Consider the following 21,810-nt stretch of genomic DNA (forward strand, 5'->3'; position numbering starts at 1 on the left):
TGCATACTAACACCTCGGTATTAGTATGAAATGAAAGAGCATTTTTGTACATCATTATTCAAGCAGGAATGTACATATTTAAATTAGCATTTATAGGTGATTAAACAAAAAAATAACCCGGAATAATTATTATTCCGGGCTGATTCTCACTTACTTATAGTGCTCCATGACACACTGCCTCGCTTCCGCATTCACCTTAAAATTTTTTAAGACAACTGTGCTTTAGCTTTATTCAGCTTTGATGGTCCTTCTGAGTTACCGGTCAGCCCCACTCATCGGGTTAACCCTCCTTGTCATTGGATTTGAAGTGAAATCTTAAATAGTATTGGCTATTTATTATTTTTTATACACGTTATAGAAAGATCAGAAAACGCTTTTAATCATATGTTTTACGGGCATTAATGTAAAAAAGTCGAATTTTTCGCGTACGAGAATTCGACTTTTTTAGCTTGAGATCTTCATCTAATTAGAAATGAATAAAAGCGGTTATATTGAGTCAAGGTAGTGAATCGTCTATCGAACTAAATGATTAAAGTGGGCTATTTCTCCCAATGCTTATTGATGAACTGATCTCGACCAGAAAGTGCTCTATCATTTTGATAATGCTCCGACTCTTTTTTATAATAGTCTTGATGATAATCTTCTGCAGGGTAGAAGGGCTTGGCATCGCGAATTGTGGTTACAATAGGTTTATCAAAGCGACCACTTGCTGCTAGTTTTTCCTTGGAAGCTTCTGCAATGTGCTTTTGCTCTTCTGAATATGTAAAGATTGCCGTTGTGTATGATTCACCACGGTCATGGAATTGACCATAAGCATCCGTTGGGTCGATTTGCATCCAGTAAATATCTAGGAGCTGCTCATAACTAAAAATGTTAGGGTCGAATTCAATTTCGACGACTTCTAAATGGCCAGAAGTACCTTTTTTGACATCCTCATAAGTAGGGTTGTCTAAATGGCCACCCATGTAGCCCGAAGTGACCTTATGTATACCATCCCACTCAACAAATGGCTTTACCATACACCAAAAACAACCGCCAGCAAACGTAGCTTTCTCAATCATGTACATCATCCTTTCTTTCGTGAAAATATTATAGCATTATTTTGTTCATAACTGGCAAATAGGGTGTAAAATAACCTATAAATAGTTGTTGTTAGGATTCATTATATAATATAAAATGAACCTTTCTTTATATGGAATCGTTACATTAACTATAAAAAATAGAGGAGTTAACAGTTATGGAAGAGCAAGATTATACAAGACGCTCACAACGTCCAAAAAAACGTCGCTTGCGTAAAGGGAGAGCATTGTTCACATTGCTATTACTTTGTATCATTGTTATTGTAGGTTATTCCGTTATGCAATACCGCAGTGGACTAGAAATGGCAAGTGATACAAAGGTAGCCCAAGAGGATTTTAAAGGTGATGCAGTAAAAGGCGATGTTGAAAATTATTTATTATTAGGAATCGATACACGTGGTGAAGAAAAATCACGTACAGATACAATGATGGTATTATCTTGGAATAAGAAAACAAATGATGTGAAGCTTGTGTCATTAATGCGGGATATTTATGCAGATATTCCAGGTTATAAATCCTATAAGCTTAATACGGCTTACTATTTAGGCGGTGTCCAATTATTAAAGGATACGATCGGTAATATGTTTGGCCTGCCGATTAATCATTATGCAATTATCGATTTTAAAAATTTTGAATCTCTTGTAGATATTTTAGCGCCAAATGGAGTTGAAATGAATGTAGACAAGGATATGTCTGAAAAAATTGGGGTTTCATTAAAACAAGGTGTGCATAACTTAAACGGTAAAGAATTACTTGGTTTTGCCCGATTCCGACACGATGAAAAAGGAGATTTTGGTCGGGTAGAACGTCAGCAAAAGGTTATCGAAGCGTTAAAGAATGAAGTTTTATCACCTCAAAATATGTTGAACTTACCAAAATTCGTTGGTGCAGCACAAGGTTATGTCACAACCGATTATTCATCTTCAGGAGAGATTCAACAAGTGCTGAAAATGGTGTCCAAAGGTAAAGTCAAAATTGAAAAAGCGACTATTCCAATTGAAGGTAGTTATAGTTTCAAAAGCTTTAGTGGTGTCGGTGATTCAATTGTTATTAATGTAGAGAAAAATAAAGAATTTTTACGTAATTTTTTAGGCATTTCCCTAGAGTGATTTTTCGCAAAATCCAACATTATCCTGTACTATATGGATATAGGATTTGTATTGGGGTGAGTAGATGGAGAAAGAAAGACCAAAAGAGCGTTCGAATTTCTTTTCAACGAAGTTCATTCGCTTTTTAGGTGGTAAAAACTTATTTTTTACACTGATAATTTTATTATTGCTAGCATGCGTTATTTTTATGTTCCAAAAAGTTTCCTTTATATTTACCCCGCTTAAAGTTTTATTTGAGGTAGTTATTCTACCGGGGGTACTTGCCATTATTGGGTATTATTTATTACGCCCAATCGTAGGGCTATTCGAAAGATGGCGCATCCCAAGAGTTTGGGGTATCTTTCTTCTATACATCATTTTGATTGGTATTATTACGTTATTAGTAGTACTTGTCTATCCGTTTTTACGAGATCAGTTTACTAATTTAGCGCAGGAATTCCCAGGATATTTTATGGCGTTTACACAAAATATTGCTGATTTCCTGAACAATGCACGTATTAACGAGTACCTAGATAAAATTAATTTAAACTATGATGCAATGGTGAAAAATTTTACTACGGATATGGTGGAGACAGTAAAAGATACGGCTGCTAATTTAGCGCAAGGAGTGGCTTCTGGTATTACTGGCTTTGTTTCAGCCTTAACAGGAATTGTTCTGTCATTAGTAACGGTGCCATTTATTTTATTTTACTTACTTAAAGATGGCGAAAAACTACCAAACTTTATTTTAAAAATATGCCCGCCACGTATGCGTAAAGAAGTACACGACATTTTCCATGACATGGACAAGCAAATAAGTTCCTATATTCAAGGGCAAATTTTAGTGTCAATGTGCATAGGTGCTATGGTGACAATTGGCTTTTTAATTATCGGTATGAAATATGCTTTATTGCTAGGGTTCCTTGCTATGATTACGAGCGTTGTTCCATACTTAGGTCCAGTTATCGCCATTACACCAGCGGTCATTATTGCTCTTGTAACATCACCATTCATGCTTATTAAGCTAGCCATAGTGTGGACGGTCGTACAGTTGATAGAAGGGAAATTCATTTCTCCGCAAATTATGGGTAAATCACTTAGTATCCATCCAATAACTATTATTTTCGTGTTATTAACGGCTGGTTCTTTGTTTGGTGTACCGGGTGTTATTTTAGGTATTCCAGGCTATGCTATTATTAAAGTGCTTGTGACACACTTATTCAAGCTATTTAAACATCGTTACAATCGATACGAGGATGAAATACATCAAAAATATGATGTGTAAAAAAAGACAGCTACTGCGAGCAAGCAGTAGCTATTTTTTTTATATGGTTATATTAAAAGTTGGATCTATTGTGATTAGCTTTAGCAATTACATCAATGTAATTTTACCTATATTATCATAAGTGGCTTATACAAACGGTAGGGTGGGATGCAGCCCCTGCCGTTCATAAATGTTTTTATAATTCTGAAGGGTATAAGCTCACCGCTTATATGTCGGTAAGGCAAGCGGAGAAGATTTTGATCGCCCGTAGTATTGAGTCGAAAAAATAATACTGGACTAATCGTTCCGGAAATATTATAGTATTCTTATTGAAAGGAGGAATTTACCATCGGACGTTCAAAAGAGTTTGACAAGGAGCGTGTACTCCATAAGGCAATGTTAGTATTTTGGGAAAAAGGGTACGATGCAACAAGTATACCGGATTTGTTAAAAGCTATGGAATTAAGCAGATCAAGTTTGTACGAAACTTTTACGGACAAACAGACACTTTATATTGAGGCAATACACCAATACAAAAAATTCAATCAAAATAAACGCAACCTCTTGGTAAATGCGCCGGCTGCGAAAGTCGGAATACAGCAGTATTTTGATTGGCATATTTCATCTGCATTTGATGATGATTTGCCGAAAGGATGCTTGCTTACAAAAGCAAGCATTGGCTTGGATTCACCGGATGAACAACTAAGCCAATTGATACGAGACAGCTTTGAGGAATTAGAACAGGCTTTCTATGAACTATTAAGTAAAGGACAGCAGACGGGAGAAATCGACGCAGAGAAAGATATTAAGGCTTTATCACATTTATTGCTTAATCTAAATCATAGTATCAAAGTAGTATCCAAGGTGAAAAACAACAAAAAAATTATTTATGACATGATGAATACTGTAATTGAGATGCTATAAATAATTTTTTTTTGCGATTTCTGGAATGATCGTTCCGGAAATACGATCAAAAAATCTGAGGGAGAGTTTTTTATGAGTTCAATCACAAAACCAAAAATAGAGAGACCTGATTCATCGTGGATTATACTCATTCTTGCCATAGCTTGTGGCGTGATTGTAGCTAATCTTTATTATGCGCAGCCTTTAGTAGGACCCATCAGTTCTACACTCGGATTATCTTCCGGGGCAGCGGGCCTTATCGTAACGCTGACTCAAATTGGTTACGGAATCGGATTGTTATTTATCGTACCTCTGGGAGATATCCTTGAAAACCGAAAACTTGTTGTTACGTTATTGCTTTTCACTGCAGTCGTGTTGGCGATTGCTGCGGTAGTTAAAAGCGCTACGTTATTTCTTGTAACTTCACTGTTTATCGGATTAGGTTCAGTCGCTGCTCAAGTACTAGTACCGTATGCAGCTCATCTTTCGCCCGAAGCCACACGCGGCCGTAATGTGGGTAATGTTATGAGTGGCTTGTTACTTGGAATCATGCTAGCTCGTCCAATATCAAGTGTTATGACGGAGTTTATGGGCTGGCGGGCCATATTTGTCTTTTCCGCAGCGATAATTTTTGTTCTGGCACTTCTATTAGTAAAGTTACTTCCTACAAGGCAGCCGATAACAACAACTCAATATCCAACACTGCTGAAATCGATGTTGCATTTACTCAAAACGACACCAGTTCTGCAACGTAGAGCATTCTATCACTTTTGCGTGTTCGGAACTTTTAGTTTATTCTGGACAACTGTTCCTATGTTATTAACAAGTTCAATTTTTCATTTTTCCCAAAAAGAAGTTGCGCTGTTCGCATTGGTCGGGGTATCTGGGGCCGTCGCTGCACCTGTAGCTGGCCGTCTTGCTGATAAAGGTTGGGTTAGACCAGCTACTGGATTAGCTTTAGCTTTAGTTATCATTTCTGTAATGTTACCCCTTATGATTCAAAGCGGCTCGACGTTTGCTTTAGTAACTTTGGTAGTTTCGGCCATTCTTTTAGATATGGGGGTTTCTGCTAATCTAGTTCTTGGTCAACGCGCTATTTTCTCATTGGGAGCCGAGTTTCGAAGCCGACTTAATGGTTTATATATGGCCATTTTTTTTGGTGGCGGCGCTATAGGCTCTGCGATAGGAGCATGGGCATACGCTATGGGTGGCTGGAAAGTAGCAATATTGATTGGAATAGCTTTACCGACCATTGCGATGATTTATTATGCGACGGAGAAAAAAAGTAATTGAACAAAAGTGTCGATAGTTAAAAAGATGAAACCAACAAGTTTGACACGCTTTTGCTACAAAAATTTAGACTGTTTTCTAAAGAATCATTTCTCAAAAATAAATGAATTAAATGGAAGACGTACTATAATTAGTGCGTCTTTGGTTGTTTATACGAAAAGATCCTTTGCTAATTTGCCATTTATAACATTTATCGACCACTCCCATTTTATTCAGTTGATGAGCAATTATCAGCTGAGCATTCAGAAATTACTCTATTAACTTCTTAAAAGAAAACCCCGCTTCTATAATTTCTTTACTGCCTCTGTTGCGTATCCTTATTTTGTCTGATGGATTAATCCCATACTCTAATTCAACTATATTTTCGAATTGTTGAAAGTTGCTTATTCTTAATGATTGGAACCTATGATAAACTTGAGTTATCAAAATTTTCCACTTAGAAGAATAATATCAGGGGGGAAAGAGAATGAAAACAACTGAACTACCAAAAGTGTATTTAAGAGAATTAACTCTTAATGATGTTGAAGACCGTTATCAATGGTGTCTTGATCAAGAAGTAATAAAGCATTTAAATATGCCAGAGAAATATCCACCTTTTAGTAGAGAAGAAACAAAAAGGTGGATTAAAATGTGTATGACTAAAACAAATGGATATGAACAAAAAGCCATCGTTACAGAAGAAGGCATACATATAGGTTGGATAGATTTGAAGAATATCGATAATCTCAACAAACACGCAGAATTAGGGGTAGCTTTAGGTGACAAAACCTATTGGGGTAAAGGCTATGGATTATCCGCAATGAAAGAAATGCTTTTATGGGGCTTTAATGAATTAAACCTTAACAAGATATGGCTTAGAGTAGAAGTTGATAATGAAAAGGCAATTAAGTCTTATAAGAGAATTGGCTATATTGAAGAAGGTATATTAAGACAAGACAGACGAAGGAATGGAGAATTTGTTGACCGTTTAAGAATGAGTATTCTTAAACACGAGTTCGTTAGTCTAACAACGGTATAAATAGAAAATGGGGACTCGAAAAAATGTAGGTCCCTTCTTTATTTTACAGCAACAATCATTGAGAAAACAGCTTCGTGATTCAATATTGAAAGCAGATGGCATTTTTATAATGAAAACCATGGTGAACGTTTTGATATTACAGAAAGGTAGTTTCTAAGATCTACCAAATATATAGATGCTCTTCATTAAATAACATGGTGAAAATTTGATTGAATCGCCACATAAGTAGACTGGTAACTGTGTAAAAGTGCTAGACAGTTATAACGAATAAGAGCGTTTTACAAAATTCAAAAAATGGAGGGTTTTATGGGCTATATTAAGGATTTGCGTAAAGTAGTTGGAACTAGCCCCTTAATTATGTGTGGTGCTTGCGTATTAGTCATTAATCATCGTCAACAGGTTTTAATGCAGCTTCGGAAAGATAACGGATGTTGGGGGTTAATTGGGGGTTCAATGGAGCTAGGGGAAACATTAGAGCAAGTTGCTCATCGAGAATTATTTGAGGAAACAGGACTAACTGCTAAAAGTCTACAATTAATCAACACGTATTCCGGACAAGATTTTTATTATCAATATCCGCATGGTGATGAAGTTTATATCGTTGTTACAGCATTTGAATGTAAAGAATATAGTGGTCTCCTTGTTCATGATCCAAATGAGGCAACAATGCTACAATTTTACGATTTTGATGATTTACCTAAAAATATTAGTCCTCCTGATAGACCGATCCTTGAGGATTATATCGTAAACTATAGAAAAAGCCCTTCTAACCATTAAAGTTAGAAGGGTTTTCATCTTTTTAATATGTTTATTTCTGTGATGTAATTTGCACTTGTGCTAAACGATCAACAGCTTCCTGCAACAATTCTTTCGGTTGTACTAAAGCTAAACGTAAGTAACCTTGTCCAGCTGAACCAAATACTGTACCAGGGACTGTCACGATACCAGCTTGTTCAATTATTTTAAATGCAAGCTCTGTGCAGTCAATATCGTATGGATATTTTGCCCAGACAAACATACCACCGTCAGAAGGGGCTGCATCCCATCCTAGTTCACGTAAGCCGTTCATTAATGTTTTATGGCGTTCTGAGAATATTGCACGTAGGTTTGCTGTAATTTCCTCTGCGTTATCAAGCGCCACGACCGCAGCATCTTGAATTGGTTCGAAAATACCGAAATCTAAATTTGATTTTAATTGTTTTAAAATCGAAATCATCTCGGCGTTACCCGCGATATAAGCGATACGTGTACCAGCAAGGCTAAAGCTTTTCGATAGTGAGTTAATTTCCATCCCGACTTCTTTTGCTCCAGGAGTGGATAGGAAGCTAATCGGGCCATCACCTGTAAAGTAGAACTCAGAGTATGCCGCATCATGTAGAACAATGATGTTATATTTTTTAGCAAATGCAATGACTTTTTCAAAATAGGCTATTGAAGGCATTGCAGGTACCGGATTACCTGGTAAGTTTAGAATTAGTAGCTTAGCTTTTTGTGCAATATCTTCAGGAACAGCATCTAAGTCTGGTAAATAATCGTTGTCAGCTGTTTGAGGCATATAGTAAGGTGTTGCCCCTGCTAGATGAATTCCTGCATCATAGGCAACGTAAGCTGGATTTGTGGATAATACGATATCTCCGGGATCACAAAAGGCGATTGGTAAATGTACTAATCCTTCTTGAGAGCCAATTGTTTGAATGATTTCAGATGCGGGATCTAAATCTACATTGCTACGACGTTTATAATAACGACTAACTGCATCATAAAAACGTTGTGTGCCTGTTAAGGTATAGCCATAGGATTCTGCTAAACCGGCTTTATACGATAAATGCTCGCGAATTTTAGCGTCTGGGGGAAGGTCGGGGCTACCTAAGCTTAAATCAATGATTTTCATGCCTTTAGCTTCCTGTTGTTTAGCATGATTTTTTAAATCTCCGAAAATTGCTTGTTTAAATAATGACATTTTTTTAGATGGTACGATTTTCAAACTAGTACACTCCTTATAGTTGTATAACAGAATAGTAGTTCACATTTTATCATACTAAAGCACATAAAGGGAAAGTTATTCTGAAAAAAGAATATATTTCTAAATAAAAGAAGATGTTTGCCTAGGCTAGCAGAAATGATTTAACTTATGTTGGGAATAATAATTTTAACGGAAAAAATGTTATGTTTCTGCTATCATGAAATGGAAAGGAGCTGTATAACATGAACGTATATTCTTTAAGTGGCCCAAGCGGAACAGGGAAAAGTACAAGCGCACTTGTTTTCGCCCATAAAATTGGGGTAGAGGCGCTTATTGATGATGGTCTTCTTATTATCAATGGTGTGAAAGTAGCGGGTATTTCCGCAAAATTTGAGAAAAATACAATAACAGCTGTTCGTCGAGCTATTTTTACAGATGATACACACTGCGAGGAAGTAAAAAACGCACTCGATACATATAAGGTACAGACAATTTTACTGATCGGCACGTCTGATAAAATGACAAAAACGATAGCTCGACAGCTAGAGCTTGGTCCTATCGATAAATATTACTATGTTGAGGATGTGCGTTCCCAAAAAGAAATTGCAAAAGCGCGCTTTATTCGACAGACGCAGGGGAAGCATGTAATGCCTATACCGTATCGACAAGTCGAGCAAAATTTTTTTAAACGACTCGTTCAAAGAGGGATCGAGATTTTTTCGTCAAAGCGTGAAAAAATAGGGGAGACGACAATTGTTCGCCCTGATTTTCAACAAGAGTATATCGATATTAGTAAACATGTTTATGTGCAACTACTAACGTATTGCTGTGTAAAGCAAGATAATGTACAGAAAGTCGAGCACGTACATTTCGTATTAGGCGATCTAGCGCAAGCAACGATTACATTGCAGTTAAAGCTACCTATTCATTATTCCTTACCAGATCGATTGCATACATTACAAAAAACGATACAGGAGGAATTTCATAAGCATTTTGGTTATGAATTAGATGCCATTCATCTTCACATTAAGTCGGTAGCGTTAAAGCGAAAAGACTAAAAACAGGTACCTCCAATCGCTAATGAGCGAGCAGAGTACCTGTTTTTTTATGTTGATTGACGTGTAAATTGTGGCTGACGTTTTTCTACAAATGCACGGCAGCCTTCCGCAAAATCCTTTCCGACAAACGGTGTTGAACCTTGCCATAATGTAGGTACACTATCCACGCATTCTTGAACAGATTGCTTCACAGCCAGTAAAGATTCAGGTGACATCCCTGCAACAAGTTTACCCATGCGAATCATGTATTTATTTAAATCTTTTTCCGTTACTAAATAGTTAAGCATGCCAATCTTGAAGGCTTCTTCAGCTTTAAACATACGACCAGTAAATACTAAATCTTTCGTCGTAGAAGGGCCAACTAGTTGAACTAAACGTTGTGCAAATTTGTTATTTAAAGTGATCCCTAATTTACCGACAGGGATACCGAGCTTTGCTTTTTCAGAGCCGATGCGAATATCACAAGCTAGCGCAAGCTCTAAACCAGCACCCATTGCGGGACCATTAATGACGCCGATAGTTGGAATCGGTAAACGCTCAATTGTGGATATCGTTTTTTCCATATGTACAAATGCTTCTTCGGCTTTTTCAAGGGATATGGCGTTGAATTCTTTAATATCAGAACCTGCCGTAAAATTTTCACCAGAGCCGCGTAAAATCAATACTTTATTTTTCGGATTATTTAATACTTGTAAGGCAATTTTTGCTAATTGATCCCACATATTTGCTGTTAGTGCGTTTTTAGCCTGTGGGCGATGAATCGTAATTATTGCTAGCCCAGCCGTTTCTTGATAAATAATTTTTGCGTCTTCTGCTTCAAGTCGAGTTGTTTTTACTTGCATACTTGAAAAGCCCCCTACATGTAAAGTTGATACTCTTATTATATAACACAAACAGCAATAAACACTAAATTATACGAATTTTCATGTAAATTAGCCCAGTTATACAAGAATAGGGTCATTTTAAAGAAATTGACCTACAACAATGTGCGGAAAATTACTATTGTAAGAAAACAAAAGATGTGGGACACTGCTATAAGATCATTTGTTTCCTATTTTGAAAGAAGCATTTGAACACGGGAAGCGGGATCATGTATAAATACTACAGATTATCCGACATTACAATTTAAATAAATGAATTTTAACTAACGCCCCAAAAATATAGTAAACTAAAATAAAACACGCACAGTAACTAAGGGGGGCACAAGATGGTCACACTAGTGGAAGCATGGAATAGCTATTTTTTACTTTTAAACTCTTTGAAGAAAAGTGCGGCTACGAAAAAACAATACAATATAGATGGACAGCAATTTTTAGCGTTTGCTCATGAGAACAACTACTTGTATGTAGATCATTATTTAAAAGAATTGTTATATATATATAGTAATTATTTGAAAGAGACCTACGCAAATGTCAACACGTTTAATCATAAAATTGCTACTTTACGGGGTTTTGTTGACTTTGTCTTTTTAAGAGAGTGGGTAGAGCCCTTTGACTATGAGGGCATTTTACAGCCAAAAAAGCGACAAAAAAAGGCTTTGAAATTACTGACGAAGAAACAATTGATGCAAATTGCGAATGTCTGGCCAACCTATTTTCAATACGCTAAAACAAAGGAGCATGCTTGGCTAGCAAGACGTAATGGCTGCATTGTCCAACTACTCATGGAAACAGGATGTAAGCCAGCAGAGCTTGTATGTATGAAATGGTCTCATATTGATTTTGAATCTTCGGTAGTTTTCATTGCTAATCAAAACGGGCGTAGAGCAATAAAGCTTTCTCCAATTTTAATGGGCATGTTGGTGCACTATAAAGAGGCAACTGAGGAATTACATGAAGATAAGCTAGGAGAATGGGTTTGGGTAAGCGAGGCGAGTCAATCAAAAGCTATCTCAACAAAAACAATTGAGCGAATTTTCCAAACTGTTTCGAAGGATATTGGTACAAATGTGAGAGCTACGGATTTGCGCTACACCGTCATGCAAAAGGCATTTAAAAGTGAAAATACAATCGAAAGTATTCAAGAAAAGATGGGCTATGTACGAAAATGGGTGCTTACTGAAAGACAGGGACGTTTTGAATAAAGATGGATATTTGTTTCGTCTGTATTGAATTGCTATTAAGCGTGTACAAAAAATAATGGAAAATAAGGGCACGCTTTCTGATTATTTTTTAAGGAGGTAATCATGGATTACTTTAAAAGTAGGGAATTTGAGAAACATAGAAAAAATACATATAGCATTTTAGAACAAATACCTATTGCTAAAAGCCCGGTTGGTTGGACTTTTAGGGGTAATTTTAGTATTAGTGGTTTTGAATATTTTGGGTTTGATGAATCATCCGACTTATTACTTGTTGTATCTAGCGATGGTAGAGGGATTATAGATTTAGCAAAAGCAGAAAAAATTTCTCAAGATTATACAGATGACTTTGATTTAGATGAAACTTTGTTAATTTGTAAAGGTTTCGACGTTTTAGAAGACAAATCGATTAAATTGGCAGGGAAATATGGTGGGAGTATACTGCCTATCAGTAATAAATTCGGGGATAGTTTACAAAGAGTATCTCCTCTTTATCCTTGTGAAGATATAATTTATCAACCTGCCTTTGAAGACTGTTTGATCGAAGGACACAATACAAATTGTGTTCGCATTTATAGAGGTTTTTTGTATTGCTATGGATTTTCATTTAGTGGAAATTATTTTGTAATTGCAGATGACGGCGGTATTTTATTTTGGGAGAGAAATAATGTCGTATAACTGATAATATACACATTTATTTGAATAAAGCAATCGCTTCTTGTGCTAACGAAACATTAGTTTAATAAGAATAGTTGTGGTAATGCATGAAGGAAATAACTTTTGTAACACCAATCCTTTAAATGCAAATAATTCTGTATTTACAAGGGAAATAATATTAGTAGTCCTACTTTTTGTATTGAATTTTAGTTTGGGATAGTATAAAATTTACAAAATTACATATAAAAAGCTGTGAAAAGAAGAGTAAACATACGTACTATCTACAGAGACCTCTGGTAGCTGAAAAAGAGGGATAGGAAATGTGTTGAACCAAGCCTTTGAGCTGTGTATAGGATTTGTTTATTGGAACAATGATGATGCAACGTATTCTCACGTTATAGAGATAGAGTATCGCAGGTGATTTATTCACAAAGCCGTACTCGATAAGGTTTCTGCAGCAATGTAGAAATGAAACTGGGGTGGCACCGCGATATGACTCGCCCCCAAGATAAATATCTTGGGGGTGAGTTTTTTATTTTGTTTTTAAAAAAATAAAATAGGAGTGGTGATTATGTCCAGATGGAAATATCCTTTAATACTATTAGGAGGAATAGGCATTTCAAATGTGGGTGCATGGGTTTACCTAATTGCACTGAATTTAATAATATTGAACGAAACAGGTTCCCCGCTTGCAATTGCTTTATTATATATACTAAGTCCAATTGCAACTATATGTTCTAATGCTTGGTCAGGTAGTTTAATTGATCGGGTAAATACACGGCGACTTTTGATGGGATTAGACGTTTTCCGAGCAATATGTATTGCGTTAATTCCATTTTTACCTTCACTTATTTATGTTTACGTACTAGCGTTTATCATTAATATGGGAAGTGCTATTTTTCAACCTACATCTATGGTTTATATGACTAAACTTATACCAGAACAAGATCGGCAACGCTTTAATGCACTACGTAGTTTTATCAACTCTTGTGGTTCACTAATAGGTCCTGCTATTGCTGGGATTTTATTTTGGATGGATACTCCTTATACTGCCATTCATGTAAATGCAGTAGCTTTATTTATTTCAGCACTTATTATAATCATGCTGCCTAATGTTGATTCAAGACTCAAAGAGATAGAGGGGCAAAGATTTACATGGGATATGATAAAAAGTGATGTTCGAATTGTTTTTAATTTCAGTAAGGATAATATCTATGTTACAAAAATATATGTATTATTTTGTTGCACTACTCTATTCATGACTGTAATAGATTCTCTCGAGGCAGCATTTGCTAAAGGCGTACTTTCAATATCAGACACCAATTATGGGTTTTTATTAAGTGTCTTTGGAGCTGGAATAATAATAGGCTCAATTATTAATTCTGTATTTTCAAAACAACTTGCAGTTAATCATTTAATAGGTATTGGTACCATTTTTACTTCACTAGGTTATATAGTACTTTACAGTTCGAGTGGCTTTATTAGTGCAGTGCCTGGTGTATTTTTAATCGGTTTTGCTGTAACGTTTGCAAATACAGGGTATTTAACTTTCTACCAAAATCATGTCCCTGTGACGATGATGGGAAGATTCGGAAGCATCTTTAGTGTCATTGAGGCAGTTTTCATTGTTGCTTTCACGGTTTTACTAGGGTTAGCTGCTGAATTAACTTCAATCCGTCCTGTGGGGTTAATAGGTTCATTTTCCTTCTTCTTATTAGGATTATTGGCATTAAAAGCTGTATCAGGTGCAAAACGGCAGGAATATTTTAAAGAAGGTGCTTCTTCTTTAAACAGTTAATTAAAAAAGGGCAAAAGTGATGAATAAAGGTATTAGGAAATTTATTAATTAAAATCGTATAAAGGGGGAGAATAAATGAAATACATTGAATCTGAAAAAGTCACTGAAGAAGAAAAAGAACATATTTTTCAAGAGTTATTAAAATACAATCTTAATAACATTGAAGATAAGTTAGTAAAAGATATTGGTCTTTTTGTAGACGATGAAGAAGGAAATAGAGTTGCGGGGTTGATTGGTGATACACATGGAAATTGGTTAGAAGTAGAGTATTTATGGGTAAGTGAAAAACTCCGTGGACAGCATATTGGTACGGAATTGATGCGTAAAGCTGAGAAGATTGCTATTAATAGAGGATGCAAATATGCCTTCCTCAATACTTTTAGTTTTCAAGCACCTGATTTTTACGTGAAGCTAGGCTATAAAGAAGAATTTGTACTCAATGATTATCCGCTAACGGGTAAGCGATACTATTACACAAAAAAACTATTAAGATTCAATTGTAATGAGAACGCTGAATAAGGTTAGTTTATTAAAGCAGACCGAGGTGATACGGAGAAATTTAAGTAAGTAGAGGATTATTCTCATCTAAGGACTTGTGAGGAAAATAACACACAAGTCCTTTTGTTATACTTTCTCAATCGCTTCTAAAGTGCCTCCTACAAGGCATAGTTTTTCATTCTATTTTCTAGTTGTTGCCGCGTTTCTCTAAATTTTTAGCAGTTTTACTTTGCTCAACATCCTTTTGTTTTTTATAGGTACCCATGAGAAAATCATAGGCTGGGTTCGTAACACCATACCAGTAATTTTCATTTTTGAAATGATGCCATAAATGAACTTTTTTCATCCAACGTCCCCATGGAGATATTGGTCGAAGGGGGCGGTGAGCGATATAATGCTTCCACTCATAAAATAATAAAAAGAGCATGATGCCTGCAATAAATGCGTTTGTCATTACAAAGCTAGATGAAAAAATATAAAAAATGGCTGCTGCAATTGCAATGTTCGGCACACTATACCATAAAGGTAAAAATAATAAATGTAATTCATTCGGCTTTGAATGGTGGTCATAATGTAAACGTTTAAGCATTTTTAACAAAAATGCACTTTTTGGTGGTTTCAGATGAAAAAGAAACCTGTGTGTAACATACTCAGCCGAGGAATACATAATCATTCCTAGAATAAAAACACCTAAAATTCCGATAGACGTTAAATGTAGAATCATCAATCCAAAACTAATAAGGAATAGACAGGTCATGATTAATATATCAGGATAGGAAAAATATTCTTTAAAATATTTCAATTTCATTTATCACGCCTCCAGTATTCGTTATTTTATCTATCTTTCCAGAGTGCTAAGCTTTTCGCCATGGTTGACGTAGACAGCCTTTCTGCTTCCATTGCATCTCCCTTTAATGCAGCGTTTAATAAGTCGTGGTAATAGTTGAAGGACAACACACGATGTTCTTTTTCAGAAAAATATCTTTTTGCCATATCCATATAAATGGAATCGAAGCTATTTAAAATGAGTAGAAAGATGGGATTGACTACAAGGTCAGCACATCTCTTTTGCAAATCCCAATCAAATGCTGCATAGCTTTCAGCACTATCTTCAAGGCGCTCTAGATCGGCAAGGAGAGCAACTACTTTAGGCTGATTAAACGTGACAGCATCACGAATATAAGTCGGAGCCAAAGAACTTCTTAATTCTAATAAGTACATGATAAATTCATCTGTAATGGTATGATGATTCTCAATAATATTAACAAGTGTCGTTAGATTCCCATTGCGCCAATAATCATTTACAACCGCAGGCATTCCTTTTCTCCCTGTTATCCATCCACCCCTTCCTAAACGTTGAAGAGCCTCCCGAATAGTTGGTCGACCAACACCCAATTTTTTGGCAAGCTCTCTTTCCGGCGGTAAAGTACTTCCTACAGAATAAACGCCAGCCAATATAGATCTAATTAATTCAGTTTCAATTTTATCTGAGGAGCGTTCCTTTTCTTTCAAATCCTCGCCTCCTTTGCTTTGTGGTAATATTTAAATACAGTGGTAATACCAAAAATTATATATCTAGTCTGAATTTTCTGTCAATGGTATTTATAAAAAGGATTATCAACAAGCAAGTAAAATACTTAATAGATAATTATTTGCATCAAATAATTAATAGTAGGAGGGAAGAGTATTAAATCAGCCTTCGCTAAGACAAATGAATTTCTCAATCCATAGCTTTGATGGCCATAGTGGTGTAAAGAGAAAAAATATTTTAGTGGAACAATTATAGTTAAAATTTAGTCGATCAACACACCATGTTGGAAAGAAAGAATCGTCAGGGACTTCTTATAACTGACCAAAAATAATATTCTGAATTATAGAAATTTAAATGATTTCTATCAATAAAAGTCCTAAAAAATTCCTATATATCCCTCGATGATCTGAAATTTTTTATGTTTACAATATGTTATTTTGACGCATCTATTAGCAAATTTAATAGGAGTTCATTCTATTATTAATATAAAAAACCTTCGAGTGCATTATTATTCATTTTTTATAATAATTATTAATACGTTGCAAAACGTTACACTTAGTAATTTTTAGTTCAAAAGGGTAAATGAATAATTTTCATAGCGATTAATTATAAAAAAATAAATTGACACTCAAATGTTTATGACTTAATATGAGTCTCAGCATAATAATATAGCTCTTATTAATAACCGTTGAGACGAGGGGTCGAAGATACGGTGGCCAAACAATTTAGTTCATTATGAATTAAATCCAGTGGGCCGAACCTGAGCACAAAATTAAACTTTTGTGAACAATAAGAGGAACAGCAGCTGATAGTATTCGAAGCTTTCCTTAAAATTGGGTGAGCTTTTTTTTATGCCCTAAAAATCTATAATTGTTAGGAGCAGTTAAAATTGTCAGAAAAAGTATTATTCACATCGGAGTCTGTATCGGAAGGACATCCAGATAAAATTGCAGACCAAATCTCAGATGCAGTATTAGACGCAGCATTATCGCAAGATCCGTTATCACGTGTGGCATGTGAAGTATTCACAACTACAAACACAGTAATTGTTGGTGGAGAGATCACTACAAAAGCAGAACTAGATATCGAAAAAATTGCCCGTAATACCCTAATCGGCATTGGTTACACAGATGATAAGTTCGGCATTGATGGTCATAACTGCAATGTACAAGTTTTAGTACATACGCAATCTCCTGATATCGCAATGGGTGTTGATTCTTCAAGCGATACAAAAGAAGTAGGTGCAGGTGACCAAGGTATTATGTTCGGTTTTGCGACGAATGAAACTGAAAACTATATGCCTTTAGCAATTGAAATGGCACATATGCTTGTCAAACGTGCAACTGAGTTACGTAAAAATGGTCAATTCAAATGGGCTCGACCAGATATGAAATCACAAGTAACCATTGATTATACGGATAGTAAGCAACCTAAAATTGATACTGTTTTAATGTCAATCCAACATGATGATGATTTTGACCGAGTAGCATTCATTGATTACGTTACAGAAAATGTAATTAAAGCTGTTGCGAAGCAATTTGGTATGAATGAGGACTTCCGAATTTTAATTAATCCAACTGGTCGTTTCGTAGTAGGCGGACCACACGGAGATGCAGGTTTAACAGGACGTAAGATTATTGTTGATACTTATGGCGGCGCAGCTCGTCATGGTGGTGGCGCATTCTCTGGTAAAGACTGTACAAAAGTTGACCGTTCAGCGGCTTACGCAGCGCGATACGTTGCAAAAAATATTGTTGCAGCAGGCTTGGCAGATAAATGTGAAATCCAATTATCATATGCAATTGGTGTAAGTGAACCAATTAGTATCGCTTTAGAAACATTTGGTACAGAAAAAGTAGCGAAAGAAGAAATTTTAAAAGCGATTCGTCAATTATTCGACTTAACGCCAACTGGCATTATTAACATGCTAAATCTACGTAAACCACAATATCAACAAGTTGCAGCTTATGGTCACTTTGGACGTAGTGATGTCAACGTAACTTGGGAAAAAACAGACAAAGTTTCTGAAATAGAGCAACTTTTAACAGTTGCTATGGGACAATAATGCAATGCGTGCAAGATCGAGTGGCTACAGCGGAATTTTTAGCCACTCAGGACCGCATGCCATTATTTGAAGCTTTAGTCAATTATACTAAACAGGATGTTACGCCGTTTGATGTACCTGGTCATAAAATGGGGTTACATGATAACCCATTAAAATGGACGCTTGGAGAAATGACATTAAGAATGGACGTAAACTCGATGAAGGAACTTGATTTATTAAGTCATCCGGAATCGGTTATTAAAGAAGCTCAACAATTAGCTGCACAAGCATTTAATGTAGACTACGCTTACTTTTTAGTAAATGGCACTACTGTAGGTATTCTCGCGATGATTTTAGCGACATGTAAACAGGGGGATACGTTGATCGTACCTCGTAACTGCCATAAATCAGTTATGAACGGCATTATATTAAGCGGAGCAAAACCAGTATTTATTCAACCTGAAGTTGATCAACATTTTGGTATTGCACACGGAATTTCAGTTGAAAATGTAAAAGTGGCACTTGCAGAAAATCCACAAGCGAAAGCTTTACTTGTAACGTATCCAACATATTTTGGGTCGATGAATCAACTGCAAGAAATTTGCAAGCTTGCACATGAACAAAATGTAACAGTTATTGTTGATAGTGCACACGGAGCGCATTTAACATTTTTACCTGATGCAAACGATGCCATTAGTGCTGGTGCCGATGCAGTAACGGTCAGTATGCATAAAACAGGGGGTTCATTAACACAAAGTTCGCTTCTATTACTACAAGAACAACGAATCGATTCGAAGCATTTGCAAAAAGTATTAAATATGCTGCAAACGACGAGTGCAAATTATTTATTAATGAGTTCTTTAGATGTAGCACGAAGAGAATTAGCGGTGTATGGACAACAACGTTATAGCCAATTAAAGTCAATTGTTGATGCGGCAATTGAAGAAATTGAAAATAATTCACGCTATGAAGTGCTAAAGGCTGAATATGTACAACAAAATTTTAATCAATCCTATGATTGGACGAAACTTGTTATTCGTGTGAACGATCTCGGTTTAACTGGTTTCGAAGTTTACACAATATTGAAACAACAGTATGGCATTCAATTAGAACTTGCTGAAGGATATGTCATAATGGCAGTCATTAGTCATGTTGATACGAATGAAACAATCGGTAAATTAGTACATGCATTGAAAGATATTGAACTTAATCATGCAAAAAAAGATGCGATTCAGTCAGCTTATGTGACAGCGAATCAAATTAATAAATTAGCTATGACACCGCAACAGGCGTGTAATGCTGAAACAGAAACAACGTTAATTTATGATGCGGTAGGTAGAATTAGTGCAGATTCATTAATGATTTATCCACCGGGAATACCACTAATTATCCCTGGTGAAGTTATTTCAGAGGAAGTAGTAGAATTATATAACTTCTATTTTCTTAATTTTGGGAATGTTCTGTTCGAAACGAAAGAAGAAAATTATATTACAGTCGTAAGGGAGACAAATAAATGAGCATTGAATTATCAACATTAGGAAGACACGTATTAATTGAATTTTATGGTTGCCCAAGTGAAATTATTGAGCAAAATGCATTAATCGAGCAGTTTATGAATGAAGCTGCTGACTATTCTGGGGCAACAATTGTAGAATCTTGCTTCCATCATTTCAACCCATATGGTGTTTCGGGTGCAGTAATTATTGCTGAATCCCATTTAACGATTCATACTTGGCCAGAATACGGATTTGCCTCTGTAGATGTTTATACTTGTGGGGACTCAGTAAGTCCTTGGAAGGCAGCAGAATATTTAGAACAAAAACTGCAAGCGAAAAAGACAGAATCATTTGAAGTACCACGTGGAATGGCAGATAAAATTCGCCAATTTGCAGAACAAGAAATTGATACAATTTTAGTGAAACAAGAAGTATTAGAGGACGTGATTTAATGAAATGGTATACAGAACAATGGAGCGATAACTGTAAATTTTCAATCGGATACAACGAAGAGATTCATAGTGAACAATCTCCGTTCCAAAAAATCGATTTTTATAAAAGTGAAGAGTTTGGTACTTTCTTCACGTTAGACGGTTTGATGATGGTTAATGAAAAAGATGAGTTCGTTTATCACGATATGATTACACACCCAGCATTCGCGACTAACCCTGATATAAAAAAGGTATTAATTATCGGTGGTGGTGATGGTGGTACTGCTCGTGAAGTACTACGTTACGAATCAGTAGAAAAAGTAGTCATGGTTGAAATCGATGAGTTAGTATTCCGTTTAAGCCAAAAATACCTTCCAATTACAGCTGCTGGTGTCGAAGAAGATCCTCGTATGGAATTGATTTTCGATGATGGTTTAGCTTATGTTCAAAACGCAGCGGATCAATCATTCGATTTAATATTAGTAGATTCTACTGATCCAATTTCTGTCGGTGAAGGTTTATTTACAACAGCTTTTTATAAAGAGTGCTACCGTGTATTAAATGAAAAAGGAATTTTAATTAATCAACACGAATCACCATACTTCACGGAGTATGCAGAAAACATGCGTAAAGCACATAAAAAAATTAAAGGTATTTTCCCAATCGCAAGCGTATATCAATTCCATATGCCAACGTATCCATCAGGACACTGGCTATTCGGATTTGCTTCAAAAGCATTACATCCAATTAAAGATATTCAAGTAGATGCTTGGGACAAATTTGCTCTAAAAACGAAATATTACAATACAGACTTACACGTTGGTGCATTCGCACTTCCTACATTTGTAAAAGAAGCACTTGATCGCGATGAGTAAACCTTTAAACGTAAAAGCTTACTCTTACGTCAGAGGATTATAGAGACTTTGTGGAGCTTGTTGTGAAGTTGCGGCTTTGTTAGAATTAAATTTCCAGTGCTGTATCACAAGTAATAGTAAACCAGAAGTTTAAACTTATTGTATAAAAAAGTGAATAAACAAAAAAGTCGCCTTATGGGTTCTGTTTTGAGTACAAAAAACAAAACCGCACGGTAAAAAGACAATTAATTAGCATATTAAAAGGTACTGCAAATGCAGTACCTTTTTTGTCCAACTTCAAGTACTCATTTTCTAATACAGTTTGATTTTTAAATGAGAATATCTGATGAACAAACTCAATCGCTGTAATATGTAAAAAAAGAGAACCAATCGTGTTTGAACTGCAATTCGGTAAATAATCTAAATCACTTTGGCTTAAATCGGGGAGTTTCTCTCAAAGTAAAATTCCTTGTATATTCAAGTATCTAATTTTATCAGAATAATTTTCCTTCGAGGCCATTCTATCATCAATATAAATTACCCTCCAATTTACTCATATTAAGTTCTTTTTTCGAACCATAATAGAAAACAATACTCTAGGTTTACCACTTCTTTCATATTTGTTTTTCCTTTGAGTTAAGTTTTTTTAATTTCATTTAGTAAAAATAATACTAAAGTTGTAACAGTAATAAACAAGAAGGGTACAAAGAATTTAAAATGCCCTGATGTTAATAAGTATAATGTGGATAAGGTTAATG

The 21,810-nt window shown here is 35.6% G+C and carries 20 protein-coding genes and 1 other annotated feature; of the genes, 15 read left to right on the top strand and 5 right to left on the bottom strand.

Annotation, left to right across the window (positions count from 1 at the left end):
- Positions 1 to 539: 539 nt before the first annotated feature.
- The gene (gene msrA / locus ACIQ7N_RS17740) at positions 540 to 1,061 is read right to left on the bottom strand and encodes a peptide-methionine (S)-S-oxide reductase MsrA (protein WP_132362415.1); all 522 of its coding nucleotides are present in this window, start codon (positions 1,059 to 1,061) and stop codon (positions 540 to 542) included.
- A 176-nt stretch (positions 1,062 to 1,237) separates the two neighbouring features.
- Here msrA and ACIQ7N_RS17745 point away from each other — a divergent pair, with 176 nt between their 5' ends.
- The 6 genes from ACIQ7N_RS17745 (at position 1,238) to ACIQ7N_RS17770 (ending at position 7,419) form a co-directional block, all read left to right on the top strand.
- Positions 1,238 to 2,188, top strand: coding sequence for an LCP family protein (locus ACIQ7N_RS17745; RefSeq protein WP_132362413.1), 951 nt, complete (start codon positions 1,238 to 1,240; stop codon positions 2,186 to 2,188).
- 64 nt (positions 2,189 to 2,252) lie between these two features.
- Entirely contained in the window at positions 2,253 to 3,452 is a 1,200-nt protein-coding gene (locus ACIQ7N_RS17750; RefSeq protein ID WP_132362410.1) for an AI-2E family transporter, read from the top strand.
- Between the two features lie 375 nt (positions 3,453 to 3,827).
- Positions 3,828 to 4,355, top strand: coding sequence for a TetR/AcrR family transcriptional regulator (locus ACIQ7N_RS17755; protein ID WP_402934445.1), 528 nt, complete (start codon positions 3,828 to 3,830; stop codon positions 4,353 to 4,355).
- Between the two features lie 72 nt (positions 4,356 to 4,427).
- The gene (locus ACIQ7N_RS17760) at positions 4,428 to 5,627 is read left to right on the top strand and encodes an MFS transporter (RefSeq protein ID WP_402934448.1); all 1,200 of its coding nucleotides are present in this window, start codon (positions 4,428 to 4,430) and stop codon (positions 5,625 to 5,627) included.
- Positions 5,628 to 6,090: 463 nt separating this feature from the next.
- Entirely contained in the window at positions 6,091 to 6,642 is a 552-nt protein-coding gene (locus ACIQ7N_RS17765; protein WP_402934451.1) for a GNAT family N-acetyltransferase, read from the top strand.
- 306 nt (positions 6,643 to 6,948) lie between these two features.
- Positions 6,949 to 7,419, top strand: a complete 471-nt coding sequence (locus ACIQ7N_RS17770; RefSeq protein WP_402934453.1) for an NUDIX hydrolase — start codon at positions 6,949 to 6,951, stop codon at positions 7,417 to 7,419.
- 31 nt (positions 7,420 to 7,450) lie between these two features.
- Here the strand turns inward: ACIQ7N_RS17770 and ACIQ7N_RS17775 are convergent, their stop codons facing one another.
- Entirely contained in the window at positions 7,451 to 8,626 is a 1,176-nt protein-coding gene (locus tag ACIQ7N_RS17775; RefSeq protein WP_402934456.1) for an aminotransferase class I/II-fold pyridoxal phosphate-dependent enzyme, read from the bottom strand.
- A 221-nt stretch (positions 8,627 to 8,847) separates the two neighbouring features.
- Here ACIQ7N_RS17775 and ACIQ7N_RS17780 point away from each other — a divergent pair, with 221 nt between their 5' ends.
- A complete protein-coding gene (locus tag ACIQ7N_RS17780; RefSeq protein WP_402934459.1) occupies positions 8,848 to 9,663 on the top strand; it encodes a hypothetical protein in 816 nt (271 codons plus the stop codon).
- A 47-nt stretch (positions 9,664 to 9,710) separates the two neighbouring features.
- Here ACIQ7N_RS17780 and ACIQ7N_RS17785 read toward each other — a convergent pair whose 3' ends face one another.
- Complete coding sequence (locus ACIQ7N_RS17785; RefSeq protein ID WP_132362390.1) at positions 9,711 to 10,505, bottom strand: enoyl-CoA hydratase/isomerase family protein; 795 nt, start codon at positions 10,503 to 10,505, stop codon at positions 9,711 to 9,713.
- A gap of 365 nt (positions 10,506 to 10,870) precedes the next feature.
- On the opposite strand from ACIQ7N_RS17785, the gene ACIQ7N_RS17790 reads away from it, so the two are divergent.
- The 4 genes from ACIQ7N_RS17790 (at position 10,871) to ACIQ7N_RS17805 (ending at position 14,717) form a co-directional block, all read left to right on the top strand.
- Positions 10,871 to 11,746 carry a tyrosine-type recombinase/integrase gene (locus ACIQ7N_RS17790; RefSeq protein ID WP_402934462.1) on the top strand — a complete coding sequence of 292 codons (876 nt, stop codon included), beginning with the start codon at positions 10,871 to 10,873 and terminating at the stop codon, positions 11,744 to 11,746.
- A 102-nt stretch (positions 11,747 to 11,848) separates the two neighbouring features.
- Complete coding sequence (locus ACIQ7N_RS17795) at positions 11,849 to 12,421, top strand: hypothetical protein (protein WP_402934465.1); 573 nt, start codon at positions 11,849 to 11,851, stop codon at positions 12,419 to 12,421.
- A gap of 222 nt (positions 12,422 to 12,643) precedes the next feature.
- Positions 12,644 to 12,908: a binding site (T-box leader), on the top strand.
- Positions 12,909 to 12,971: 63 nt separating this feature from the next.
- Positions 12,972 to 14,198 (top strand): MFS transporter, encoded by a 1,227-nt coding sequence (locus ACIQ7N_RS17800; protein WP_402934467.1) that lies wholly within the window; start codon positions 12,972 to 12,974, stop codon positions 14,196 to 14,198.
- A 75-nt stretch (positions 14,199 to 14,273) separates the two neighbouring features.
- Entirely contained in the window at positions 14,274 to 14,717 is a 444-nt protein-coding gene (locus tag ACIQ7N_RS17805) for a GNAT family N-acetyltransferase (RefSeq protein ID WP_132362380.1), read from the top strand.
- 166 nt (positions 14,718 to 14,883) lie between these two features.
- Here the strand turns inward: ACIQ7N_RS17805 and ACIQ7N_RS17810 are convergent, their stop codons facing one another.
- Together ACIQ7N_RS17810 and ACIQ7N_RS17815 are read right to left on the bottom strand one after the other, a co-directional pair.
- Positions 14,884 to 15,504 (bottom strand): sterol desaturase family protein, encoded by a 621-nt coding sequence (locus tag ACIQ7N_RS17810; RefSeq protein ID WP_402934471.1) that lies wholly within the window; start codon positions 15,502 to 15,504, stop codon positions 14,884 to 14,886.
- 26 nt (positions 15,505 to 15,530) lie between these two features.
- Entirely contained in the window at positions 15,531 to 16,208 is a 678-nt protein-coding gene (locus tag ACIQ7N_RS17815; protein WP_402934474.1) for a GntR family transcriptional regulator, read from the bottom strand.
- A 908-nt stretch (positions 16,209 to 17,116) separates the two neighbouring features.
- Between ACIQ7N_RS17815 and metK the strand changes: the two genes are divergently transcribed.
- Genes metK through speE form a run of 4 tightly spaced genes read left to right on the top strand, consistent with a single transcriptional unit; the run spans position 17,117 to position 21,073 of the window.
- Positions 17,117 to 18,292: a methionine adenosyltransferase gene (gene metK, locus ACIQ7N_RS17820; protein ID WP_402934477.1), complete on the top strand. Its 1,176-nt coding sequence runs from the start codon at positions 17,117 to 17,119 to the stop codon at positions 18,290 to 18,292.
- Complete coding sequence (locus tag ACIQ7N_RS17825; RefSeq protein WP_402934480.1) at positions 18,292 to 19,788, top strand: aminotransferase class I/II-fold pyridoxal phosphate-dependent enzyme; 1,497 nt, start codon at positions 18,292 to 18,294, stop codon at positions 19,786 to 19,788. The genes metK and ACIQ7N_RS17825 overlap by 1 nt, the downstream gene beginning before the upstream one ends.
- Complete coding sequence (gene speD / locus ACIQ7N_RS17830) at positions 19,785 to 20,219, top strand: adenosylmethionine decarboxylase (protein WP_082172725.1); 435 nt, start codon at positions 19,785 to 19,787, stop codon at positions 20,217 to 20,219. The genes ACIQ7N_RS17825 and speD overlap by 4 nt, the downstream gene beginning before the upstream one ends.
- Positions 20,219 to 21,073: a polyamine aminopropyltransferase gene (speE, locus tag ACIQ7N_RS17835; protein WP_402880432.1), complete on the top strand. Its 855-nt coding sequence runs from the start codon at positions 20,219 to 20,221 to the stop codon at positions 21,071 to 21,073. The genes speD and speE overlap by 1 nt, the downstream gene beginning before the upstream one ends.
- The last annotated feature ends 737 nt before the right edge of the window (positions 21,074 to 21,810 follow it).

Origin of the sequence: Lysinibacillus sp. NPDC095746 (assembly GCF_044763535.1) — a bacterium.
Classification (GTDB): domain Bacteria; phylum Bacillota; class Bacilli; order Bacillales_A; family Planococcaceae; genus Lysinibacillus.

What these genes read in the sequence shown, in the direction of transcription:
- msrA (WP_132362415.1), bottom strand. Translation starts at nt 1,061, where the DNA reads ATGATTGAGAAAGCTACGTTTGCTGGCGGTTGTTTTTGGTGTATGGTA.
- ACIQ7N_RS17745 (WP_132362413.1), top strand. Translation starts at nt 1,238, where the DNA reads ATGGAAGAGCAAGATTATACAAGACGCTCACAACGTCCAAAAAAACGT.
- ACIQ7N_RS17750 (WP_132362410.1), top strand. Translation starts at nt 2,253, where the DNA reads ATGGAGAAAGAAAGACCAAAAGAGCGTTCGAATTTCTTTTCAACGAAG.
- ACIQ7N_RS17755 (WP_402934445.1), top strand. Translation starts at nt 3,828, where the DNA reads ATGTTAGTATTTTGGGAAAAAGGGTACGATGCAACAAGTATACCGGAT.
- ACIQ7N_RS17760 (WP_402934448.1), top strand. Translation starts at nt 4,428, where the DNA reads ATGAGTTCAATCACAAAACCAAAAATAGAGAGACCTGATTCATCGTGG.
- ACIQ7N_RS17765 (WP_402934451.1), top strand. Translation starts at nt 6,091, where the DNA reads ATGAAAACAACTGAACTACCAAAAGTGTATTTAAGAGAATTAACTCTT.
- ACIQ7N_RS17770 (WP_402934453.1), top strand. Translation starts at nt 6,949, where the DNA reads ATGGGCTATATTAAGGATTTGCGTAAAGTAGTTGGAACTAGCCCCTTA.
- ACIQ7N_RS17780 (WP_402934459.1), top strand. Translation starts at nt 8,848, where the DNA reads ATGAACGTATATTCTTTAAGTGGCCCAAGCGGAACAGGGAAAAGTACA.
- ACIQ7N_RS17785 (WP_132362390.1), bottom strand. Translation starts at nt 10,505, where the DNA reads ATGCAAGTAAAAACAACTCGACTTGAAGCAGAAGACGCAAAAATTATT.
- ACIQ7N_RS17790 (WP_402934462.1), top strand. Translation starts at nt 10,871, where the DNA reads ATGGTCACACTAGTGGAAGCATGGAATAGCTATTTTTTACTTTTAAAC.
- ACIQ7N_RS17795 (WP_402934465.1), top strand. Translation starts at nt 11,849, where the DNA reads ATGGATTACTTTAAAAGTAGGGAATTTGAGAAACATAGAAAAAATACA.
- ACIQ7N_RS17800 (WP_402934467.1), top strand. Translation starts at nt 12,972, where the DNA reads ATGTCCAGATGGAAATATCCTTTAATACTATTAGGAGGAATAGGCATT.
- ACIQ7N_RS17805 (WP_132362380.1), top strand. Translation starts at nt 14,274, where the DNA reads ATGAAATACATTGAATCTGAAAAAGTCACTGAAGAAGAAAAAGAACAT.
- ACIQ7N_RS17810 (WP_402934471.1), bottom strand. Translation starts at nt 15,504, where the DNA reads ATGAAATTGAAATATTTTAAAGAATATTTTTCCTATCCTGATATATTA.
- ACIQ7N_RS17825 (WP_402934480.1), top strand. Translation starts at nt 18,292, where the DNA reads ATGCAATGCGTGCAAGATCGAGTGGCTACAGCGGAATTTTTAGCCACT.
- speD (WP_082172725.1), top strand. Translation starts at nt 19,785, where the DNA reads ATGAGCATTGAATTATCAACATTAGGAAGACACGTATTAATTGAATTT.
- speE (WP_402880432.1), top strand. Translation starts at nt 20,219, where the DNA reads ATGAAATGGTATACAGAACAATGGAGCGATAACTGTAAATTTTCAATC.